The organism is Microcystis sp. M_QC_C_20170808_M9Col, assembly GCF_007095495.1.
GTDB lineage: Bacteria > Cyanobacteriota > Cyanobacteriia > Cyanobacteriales > Microcystaceae > Microcystis > Microcystis aeruginosa.
Window position 1 is genome coordinate 1 of record NZ_SFBZ01000335.1, and the last position, 9,349, is coordinate 9,349.

The following is a 9,349-nucleotide window of genomic DNA, read 5'->3' on the forward strand; positions in this document are numbered from 1 at the left end:
AGGGTGTGGCCCCCCCAACCCCCCCGACATCGGGGGGGCAGGTGGGGTGTGGGGTTTTACCCATTTTCACCTGGTCAATTACCTAATTTTCAGGGAAAAAGTACCTGAATTTTCCCCTCGATCACTGCAAGGGTCGGGACTTTTTGAGGTCAAAAAAGTCTAAAAGCCTTATCCAACAAGGTTTTTAGATTTATTCAGCAAACCCTAATTACTTTAAAGTTAAATCCAGCGAAAATGTAATTAATTTCCCGATTTATTGATACTTATCTCAATCTAAATCCGGTCGAAGAGATACAATTTCAAGAAGAGATTAGCACATTTAGTCAACCCGTACAGGAGGGAGTTATACAAATTACCACCAGTTGGATGCGTCAAGGTATTGAACGCGGTATTGAACGCAAAAAGACATTGATTCTTCGTCAACTTAAACGCAAGTTAGGGGAGATTAATCCTTCATTGGAAACTAAAATTATGCAGCTAAATATTGATGATGTCGAAGCATTAGGAGAAGCTTTATTCGATTTCTCTACGGTTGAAGATTTAATCAATTGGTTAAATACTTTAACTGCCTAGCTTTGACTTTAGCGATCGCCTTTTTAACCTTCAGTCTTGAGAAAACGGGTTTCTCCGAGAAACCCGTTTTCTGTATATACAGTTTTCCCGATCAATGTTAATTTCTGTTATGGAAGTCTTGAAAAATTGGTGCTTGTTGGGCTAAAACTGTTAGCAATAAACTTTTGCAGTTAATGTCATGACTTCTTCACTGTTGCCGATTCTTCCTGTTGTTGACGATGTTTTGTTCGATTTCGCTCAATCTGATGGCTTTTGGGCAAATTTGGCCATCGCTTTTGGAGCAAGTTATGATGTGGTTAAAGCGACAGAAATACAACAGCAGTGGCAAAGCCGAAATTTTAGTCAACTTCCCCCAATTGAGATACTTAGTAGTGAAGTTTTGGGGACGGCGAATGGTGCATATTCCAGCAGTAAGAATAAGATTTATAGCGTTATATACTGATGCTGGTAACGATACTATCAATGGTGGCACGGGTTTTGATTATTATGTAGCAAATTACAGTGATCGTACCACTGGGCTGACCATGACCTATGACCCAACTACAGGTAATGGTACTATCACCATTGGTAGTGAGGTTGATACTCTCATTTCCATTAATAGTTTTAATGGTGGTTACGGTTTAAATGGTGGTTTTATAGGGACAAATTTCGCTGATTTTATTCTTGGTACTTCAGACAGTGAAAATTATATTTGGTATGGTATTTATGGACGCGATGGTAACGATACTATTAATGGTGGTGCAGGAGATGATAATCTTTACGGAGAAGAAGGCAATGATGTTTTAAATGGTGATACTGGTAATGATGCTCTTTATGGTGGTAATGGTAATGACACCCTACAAGGAACCAATAGCGGTACAGGAGAACGAGATACTTTAGAAGGAGGAACAGGAAATGATCGCTTTATCCTTGCAGATACGACAAAGACCTTCTATGATGACGGTAATAGCACCCTTCCGGGTAATAACGACTACGCGACAATTACCGACTTTAACACCACTGATGATATTATTCAACTACGGGGTTCAAGTGGCGACTATCTGTTAACGGTTTCTGGTTCTAAGACTAATCTCTACATCAACAAACCAGGAAGCGAACCAGATGAACTCATTGCGGTTATCAATAATCAAACAGCATTAAGTCTAACTGCTAGTTATTTTAGTTATGTTTCTAGTCCTACTCTTCCCAGTATTACCCTTGCGGTTGCTCCCAGTAGTGTCAATGAAGATGGGACAACTAACTTAGTCTATACCTTCACTCGTACTGGTTCTACTACCAGCGCCTTAACCGCTAACTATACAGTTGGGGGAACAGCTACTTTTAGCGCAGATTACACTCAAACCGGTGCAGCAAATTTCACCAGTACAACAGGGACAGTGAATTTTCTTGCTGGTTCAGCGAGTGCTACCGTAACTGTTGACCCCACTGCTGACACAACAGTCGAAAGTAATGAACTCCCAATCGAACTTTAAAACCCATCTCCCCGCTTCCCCTATACCTTCCGCTTGCCTATTGCCTATTGCAAGAGTGCCTTATCTCAACAAGTAATTTAAATTCAGTACAGCTTACACCCAAAAGAATCTCAACCAAAATGCTTGACAAAAGCCAAGACTTGACTTATACTTTTTATATAATGGGAATCCGTGCCTAAATATATATAGGGGTTTTCAGAGAAATTAACGAGCGTTTGCCGCAAGGATTAAAGCTGGTTTGGTTAGACTAACTTTAAGTATCTAAGCACAATCAATTACACATCTAAGCCACTACTCCGTCAGACTTCTGCTGTGATCAGTAAACAGTGAACTAAAAACTCAAATCCGATCCCGTCTCCTGTATCCCGTCTCCTGTCTCCTGTCTCGACGAGGAAATTAATTTTGCGCGACTACTTATCAGTACCTTTTTAGGAGAGAAAAGTTATGGCTGAGTCAAAAAGCTGGGATTTTCAGAGATTTTGGCAAACTCTAGACTATTTTGATAGTATTCCCCTGTGGAGTTGTCTGCAAAAGCTGCTCGGTTTCGGGGAAGATAAAAAAAATCAGCTAACAAATGAGCAAGGGATGAAGACCATTTTAGTCATTGGTGGTGAAAATGCGATCGGTAGAAAAGTAATCACCCAACTACAGCAGCAAAACTATCAAATTCGCGCTTTAGTCGATAATATTGATGATGCACGTCAATTATTTGCTGAAAATGTCGATTTATTTGCTCTGCAAACCCCGCAATTATTCACAGGGATTGAGAGAATTATCTACTGTCAAGGGGAGAATAACCGCCATAGTTTAGCTAATTTACTCGATTTATTGAAAAATGCCGGGATAACCGCCGAAAAAACCCTCTTTGACTTTAGCAATCCCAGCAGTGATATCAAAGAAATCTGGGGTGCGGTGGATGATGTGGTAATGGGAGGAGTGAGTGAGAGTCAGATAACCCTAAGCGGAGGACGAGCGCTCTTTTCCGGTATCGTTAGAACCGAAAATAACGGCGGTTTTGCCTCAGTTCGTACCAGAAACATGAATCCTCCCCTAAATTTATCTAACTACGAGGGAATAGAATTACAGGTACAAGGGGACGGAAAACGCTATAAATTAATTCTGCGCTGTGAAGGACGTTGGGATGGCATCGGTTACTGTTATTCTTTTGATACATTTGAGCGCACCTGGCAAAAGATTTCTATTCCTTTTGGAGATTTAATCCCGGTGGTGCGGGCCAAAACGATGAGAGATGCAGCACCCTTTGATAGCAGTAGCGTCTATGCTTTGCAGTTAATGCAGAGTAAATTCGAGTACGATGGGGCCATAAATCCCCGTTTCTCCCCGGGGTTATTTGCTTTAGAAATTGTCACAATTAAAGCCTACGGGGGCAAAAACCGCTTAATTATCGTTAAAGAAGGAGAAATCGCCGAAAAAAGCCTTTTAGATGCCAGTGGTTATCCCTACGAAGCGATCGATTCTGCTCAGATTTTCGCTAAACTTAATTAATTTAAATAAGCTTGCATCTCAAGTTAAACTACAGAACATCGGGTTAAGATCATGACTATCGGGAGCATAATTAAGGAGGTATGTTCATGAGTGAACAGAATCCCTACGAACAACTTGGGGTTACTGAAGAATCCTCTTTTGAAGAAATTCAAGAGGCCAAACAAAGACTGGTGCAACAGTATCAAAATGATAGCAAAATTGTCGAATTGATCGAGTCGGCCTACGATTCCGTCCTGATGGATCGACTGCGGATGCGACAGGAGGGTAGAATTAAAGTACCCGATCGCATTCGTTTTCCTGAACGTCTGACGATTCCGGTGGAAAGTAAACCGGTGACTAGCAGCAAATCTCCTCACTGGTGGCAAAGCTTAATCGATACACCTTCTGCACGGGATATCGGTGTACCAGCAGTGATTTACGCTTGTTTAGGAGCAATAACGCTGTTAGTTCCCGATCCCAGTGGCTCCCTCTTACCGCTGCTCTTAGCTTTTGGCGTTTTCGTTAATATCTATTTTTTCAACCGCAAGGAAAAACGTTTTGGCCGCGCCTTACTATTCACTCTCGCTGGTTTATTGCTAGGAGTCGCTCTGGGAGCGGGATTAGCCAGTTTAGCGGCCAAGGCTGATTTGCATATCTTCGGCGATCGCCAAATTTATGCGCTCGTCACTTTTCTAATCTTTTGGGTGATTAGTAGTTTTTTCCGTTAACCAATCGCTCGTAGGGAGCCTAAGATCACGTCCACTGCTTCCCCAAGGTTATTGACGATATAATCAGGCTCGTAGCTCTCTAAACGGGAACGGCTGCGAATCCCCGATAATACGCCAATAACCTTAATATTTTGGCTTTTAGCGGCGGCAATATCCGCTTCCGTATCCCCCACCATCCAAGTATCGGCAGCCGCCGGCAGTTCTTTAGCGGCCTTAGCCATAAGCAGGGTTTTGTCGCGCACGTCGTTGGTTTTGGTGTAATTGTTATTTAGACAATAACGACGATTAGCGGCGAAAAAACGACCGATATCGTGGCGATTAAAGGCATGATCTAGCTCGGATACCCGCCGCATCGTCATCACGACTAAATCGATCTTTAACTCTTGGATTTTCTGGAGAGTTTCCAAAGAACCAACCACCGGGCGATCGTGGACAAGATAGGGTAAAGTATGGACAGTTTGACGACGAAGATGGGCAAATTTACGCGCTTGATCTTCATCTAATCCTGACATTTCCCCGATACGCTTCTCAGAAACCTGATCCCGTTTTAACTGCCAGAATTCCGCTTTCGATAATTCCCCGATAATTTGACCTTTATAGGCGGTTTTCTGTAAACAGTCTTGATAAACTTGGTAATATCGCTCCGATACGTCCATTATCGGGCCGTCAAAGTCGCTAATTAGTCTCAACATCGTTCTAATACTTCTCGCTTTATTAATTTTTATATACAAGTTACCCTAGAGTCTTGACAATGACAAGAGTTTTGTCAGGAAAAAAATTAGGGATGAGGGAAGTGGGGTGTGGGGTGTAGGGTGTGGGGTGTGGGGGGAAGTGGGGAGACCACTTCGTGCGCGTTGCGGGGGGAAGTGGGGAAGTGGGGAAGTGGGGAAATGGGGAAGTGGGGAAGTGGGGAAATTTCAACTAAAACCCTAAAACCCTAAAACCCCAACCCCTAAAACCCTAAAACCCTAAAACCCCAACCCCTCACTGTTTACTGATTACTGATCACTGATCACTGATGCTTCCCCTTCCCTAGTCTGGACGGTTAGCTTAAAATAAATGTAAGGATATGTAAACTTTCGTAACTATCTCGCCAATTGGCTAACCAATGATCCCAACAACTTCTTTATTCGCACCCGTTGACGATGATCTCCGTCTTTTGACCAATAACTTAAAAAACCTCGTCGGCGCTCGTCATCCCATTTTAGCGGCGGCAGCAGAACATTTGTTCGAGGCCGGTGGTAAACGCGTTCGACCGGCGATCGTGTTGTTAGTGTCTCGCGCTACCATGTTAGACCGGGATATAACTCCCCGTCATCGTCGATTAGCGGAAATCACGGAGATGATCCACACTGCCAGTCTCGTCCATGATGATGTGGTAGATGAGGCAGAATTGCGGCGCAGTGTTCCCACCGTTAACAGTTTATTTGACAATCGCGTGGCGGTTTTAGCGGGGGATTTTCTTTTCGCTCAATCCTCTTGGTATCTAGCTAATTTAGATAATTTAGAAGTGGTAAAATTGCTCTCAGAAGTGATTCGCGATTTTGCTGAAGGGGAAATTCAACAGGGAATTAATCGCTTTGATACCAGTATCTCCTTGGCAGCTTATCTAGAAAAAAGTTACTACAAAACTGCTTCTTTAATTGCCAACAGTGCCAAAGCGGCCGGGGTATTAAGCGAGCAATCAGCTGAAGTTAATCATCATTTATATAATTATGGTCGCGATTTAGGATTAGCTTTTCAAATCGTCGATGATATTCTCGATTTTACCTCCCCTACGGAAGTATTAGGAAAACCCTCTGGCTCCGATTTGATCAGTGGTAATATCACTGCTCCCGCTCTCTTTGCCATGGAGGAAAATCCCTATATAGAAGTGTTAATCGAGCGGGAATTTAGTCAGGAAGGAGACATCGAAAAAGCTCTTGATTTTATTCACTCTAGCCAAGGTATTCCTCGCTCAAAAGAATTAGCCGATCAATACGGTCAAAGTGCCTTAAAACACCTTGAATGTTTAGCTTCCTCTCCCTCAAAAGATGTGTTAATCGAGCTAGTAGATTACGTTTTGAGCCGAATTTATTAGGGAATAATAGTTCTCGCCGTAGCAATAGTCCAAGCATCGACTAATAATAAAAATAGGGTGAGAATAAAAAGAATTCCATACATCCAAGGCTGAGAAAGGGGGCGAATATCGGTCATATCCAAGTTAGTTTTTTCCTCGATTATTTTGACCATGCGATTAAACCCCACTACTCGCATCGGCAATAAATAGGCTTTTTCTGAGGAGCGATCAAGGAAATAATAAACTAAACCACCCTGTCCTGTACTGCGACATTTAAGTTCTTTTATATCTGTCCAATTTAACCACCAACCAGAGCGAAGAAAAGCAGGAAACCATTGGGGATAGGTAACTTGTATCCCTGTTTCTGATAAAATGACTCTTTCACTTAAAGCTCCGTATAAAGCGATTAATCCTAAGCTAATTCCTACCCAGAGAAAATTGGGACTAACAGGGGAATTAGTGACTTTTGCTAAAAAGGGTAAAGGGATGGTTAACGCCACATATAAACTTAATAAAGTTACCCGAATTATTGGTGATATCCGAAAAGTTGTTGTCTCGTTCATTTGATAACCTTAATCAGTAAACAGTAAACAGTGAAAAGAAGGCTCCGAACTTGCCACTTAATACTTTAACACTTTAATACTTAATACTGCTCACTGAAAACTCAAAACTGATAACTGATAACTGATAACTGATAACTGAACAGAGATTTGCACCTCGATCGCAGGTGATTGTTTGACCGTAAACTGTTATTCTAGGCATTAGGGGCGTGATTTTAACTTGCTACAGTTATTAATTAATATTAACACTTATTGACTATTTCTATGAACAATGGTAAGCGCATTTGGGTCTATGACACTACTCTCCGGGATGGGGCCCAGCGAGAAGGGATTTCCCTCTCCCTAGAAGATAAAATTAAAATCGCCAGGGAATTAGATCGGATGGGTATTCCTTTTATCGAAGGCGGTTGGCCGGGCGCAAACCCTAGAGACGGTCAATTTTTCTGGAAACTGCACGAAGAACCCCTAAAACAAGCGGAATTAGTCGCTTTTTGTTCCACTCGTCGCCCCCATATCGAGGCCCGGGAAGATCGGATGTTAACCGCCATTCTCGCCGCTAGAACCCGTTGGGTGACAATTTTCGGCAAATCTTGGGATCTGCACGTCACAGAGGGCTTAAAAACCAGTCTGGAGGAGAATTTAGCCATGATAGGAGATACGATCGAGTATCTACGCTGTCAGGGAAAACGAGTCATTTATGATGCCGAACATTGGTTTGATGGTTACAAAAATAACCCTGAATACGCCCTTTTAACCCTCAAAACCGCCAGGGATGCCGGGGCCGAATGGTTAGTTTTCTGTGATACCAACGGTGGCACTTTACCCCAAGAAATCGCCCCTATTGTGGAAAAAGTGCGGGAGACATTGGGCATCGATCCCGATGGGGAAAATGGGACTAAATTAGGCATCCATGCCCATAATGATGCGGGAACAGCCGTAGCCAACTCCTTAGCGGCAGTTAACGAGGGCGCACGCATGATTCAAGGCACAATTAACGGTTATGGGGAACGCTGCGGCAATGCCAATTTATGTACTTTAATTCCCAATCTTCAGTTAAAAATGGGCTTTTCTTGCCTAGAAGAAAATCAATTAGGCCGATTGGCGGGAACTAGCCGAAAAATCAGCGAAATGGTCAATTTAGCCCCAGATGATCATGCTCCCTTCGTCGGACGTTCTGCTTTTGCCCATAAAGGCGGCATTCACGTTTCTGCGGTGGCGAAAAATCCCCTAACCTACGAACATATTAACCCGGAAGCGATCGGGAATCAGCGTCGCATTGTCATTTCTGACCAATCGGGATTAAGTAATGTGTTAGCGAAAGCGCGCAGTTTTGGCATCGATTTAAATAAAGATGATCCCACCTGTCGGCAAATTTTGGAACGTTTAAAAATCTTGGAAAGTGAGGGTTATCAATTTGAAGCAGCCGAAGCTAGTTTTGAGTTATTAATGCGGGAAGCTTTGGGACAAAGAAGCCACCTTTTTGAATTAAAAGGATTCCAAGTTTATTGTGATATGCTCCGGGATAGTGGTAATGCGATTGCAACAATTAAAGTACAGGTAAAAGAGGAAGATTTATTAGAAGTGGCCGAGGGTAACGGGCCCGTGGCTGCTTTAGATCGAGCTTTAAGAAAGGCTTTAGTCAAATTCTATCCCGAAATTGCTAACTTTCACCTGACCGATTATAAAGTGAGAATCCTCGATAGTGGTTCGGGGACGGCAGCGAAAACTAGGGTTTTAATCGAGTCCAGTAACGGTCAACAAAGATGGACAACCGTGGGAGTGTCTAGTAATATTTTGGAAGCTTCCTATCAAGCAGTGGTGGAAGGAATTGAATACGGTTTATATCTGCTGCAAAACAATAAACTAGAATTATCGGGTCAATTTTGTCCTTTGGGGATAATTTAGGGAACAGTTATCAGTTATCAGTTATCAGTTATCAGTTATCAGTTATCAGTTATCAGTTATCAGTTATCAGTTATCAGTTATCAGTTATCAGTTATCAGTTATCAGATTTGAGTTTTCACTGAACAGTTAACTCCTGACTCCTATCTCCTGTCTCCTATCTCCCCTCTCCCTTAGGGACTTGCGCTTTGATAATGTACCATTTATGGCTGGTCTGATTCTTCTACAGAGCGAGTGTCTGGCTGGGATATTATTCCTACGCAGGTCCCTTATACCTTTTAAACAGGATTTAATATAATGTCGCTTTGACAGAGTTTAAACACTGATATATTATCAGAAAGAATCCATAATTCTTCCAACAAGAGCAAGCAAGCTTAACTAGGTAGGCTCTTCGTTACTTTTTATGGTTCGATAGGGTGGCATAAATAAACTAAATCCTTATCTGGCAAGAGATTTAATTGATTAGTTCGCTCTAGATCAAAAACAATTGACAAAAATCGCCAAACGTTTTTCTCTATAAGGGTTCCGTCCCTTATAACCCCCGTACATTGCATAACAGAAACCGAAGAA

Annotated in this window: 8 protein-coding genes and 1 pseudogene; 7 read left to right on the plus strand and 2 right to left on the minus strand. The window is 42.4% G+C overall.

What is annotated here, in order from left to right; all coding sequences use genetic code 11:
• Positions 1–366: 366 nt before the first annotated feature.
• The 5 genes and pseudogenes from EWV68_RS21225 (at position 367) to EWV68_RS21240 (ending at position 4,258) form a co-directional block, all read left to right on the plus strand.
• The gene (locus tag EWV68_RS21225; RefSeq protein WP_287170953.1) at positions 367–573 is read left to right on the plus strand and encodes a DUF4351 domain-containing protein; all 207 of its coding nucleotides are present in this window, start codon (positions 367–369) and stop codon (positions 571–573) included.
• Positions 574–751: 178 nt separating this feature from the next.
• Positions 752–1,015, plus strand: coding sequence for a hypothetical protein (locus tag EWV68_RS22195; protein ID WP_502705883.1), 264 nt, complete (start codon positions 752–754; stop codon positions 1,013–1,015).
• Positions 1,014–2,036, plus strand: a pseudogene (locus EWV68_RS21230) (hypothetical protein); the annotation flags it as partial. The gene EWV68_RS22195 and the pseudogene EWV68_RS21230, both read left to right, overlap by 2 nt.
• A 453-nt stretch (positions 2,037–2,489) precedes the next feature.
• Positions 2,490–3,551, plus strand: coding sequence for a CIA30 family protein (locus EWV68_RS21235; protein ID WP_287170955.1), 1,062 nt, complete (start codon positions 2,490–2,492; stop codon positions 3,549–3,551).
• An 86-nt stretch (positions 3,552–3,637) separates the two neighbouring features.
• Positions 3,638–4,258, plus strand: coding sequence for a CPP1-like family protein (locus EWV68_RS21240; protein WP_287170957.1), 621 nt, complete (start codon positions 3,638–3,640; stop codon positions 4,256–4,258).
• Here the strand turns inward: EWV68_RS21240 and EWV68_RS21245 are convergent.
• A complete protein-coding gene (locus EWV68_RS21245; protein WP_002801790.1) occupies positions 4,255–4,950 on the minus strand; it encodes an HAD family hydrolase in 696 nt (231 codons plus the stop codon). The genes EWV68_RS21240 and EWV68_RS21245 overlap by 4 nt on opposite strands.
• A gap of 416 nt (positions 4,951–5,366) precedes the next feature.
• On the opposite strand from EWV68_RS21245, the gene sds reads away from it, so the two are divergent.
• Positions 5,367–6,338, plus strand: a complete 972-nt coding sequence (gene sds, locus EWV68_RS21250) for a solanesyl diphosphate synthase (protein WP_061431576.1) — start codon at positions 5,367–5,369, stop codon at positions 6,336–6,338.
• Here sds and EWV68_RS21255 read toward each other — a convergent pair.
• The gene (locus tag EWV68_RS21255) at positions 6,335–6,880 is read right to left on the minus strand and encodes a hypothetical protein (RefSeq protein ID WP_061431577.1); all 546 of its coding nucleotides are present in this window, start codon (positions 6,878–6,880) and stop codon (positions 6,335–6,337) included. The two genes, sds and EWV68_RS21255, sit on opposite strands and share 4 nt — an antisense overlap.
• Positions 6,881–7,141: 261 nt before the next feature.
• On the opposite strand from EWV68_RS21255, the gene cimA reads away from it, so the two are divergent.
• On the plus strand, positions 7,142–8,782 hold the full coding sequence (gene cimA, locus EWV68_RS21260; RefSeq protein ID WP_061431578.1) for a citramalate synthase: 1,641 nt from the start codon (positions 7,142–7,144) through the stop codon (positions 8,780–8,782).
• Positions 8,783–9,349: the final 567 nt, after the last annotated feature.

Excerpts from the sequence above, each read along its gene's own strand:
- EWV68_RS21225 (WP_287170953.1), top strand. The coding sequence starts at position 367 with ATGCGTCAAGGTATTGAACGCGGTATTGAACGCAAAAAGACATTGATT.
- EWV68_RS22195 (WP_502705883.1), top strand. The coding sequence starts at position 752 with ATGACTTCTTCACTGTTGCCGATTCTTCCTGTTGTTGACGATGTTTTG.
- EWV68_RS21235 (WP_287170955.1), top strand. The coding sequence starts at position 2,490 with ATGGCTGAGTCAAAAAGCTGGGATTTTCAGAGATTTTGGCAAACTCTA.
- EWV68_RS21240 (WP_287170957.1), top strand. The coding sequence starts at position 3,638 with ATGAGTGAACAGAATCCCTACGAACAACTTGGGGTTACTGAAGAATCC.
- EWV68_RS21245 (WP_002801790.1), bottom strand. The coding sequence starts at position 4,950 with ATGTTGAGACTAATTAGCGACTTTGACGGCCCGATAATGGACGTATCG.
- sds (WP_061431576.1), top strand. The coding sequence starts at position 5,367 with ATGATCCCAACAACTTCTTTATTCGCACCCGTTGACGATGATCTCCGT.
- EWV68_RS21255 (WP_061431577.1), bottom strand. The coding sequence starts at position 6,880 with ATGAACGAGACAACAACTTTTCGGATATCACCAATAATTCGGGTAACT.
- cimA (WP_061431578.1), top strand. The coding sequence starts at position 7,142 with ATGAACAATGGTAAGCGCATTTGGGTCTATGACACTACTCTCCGGGAT.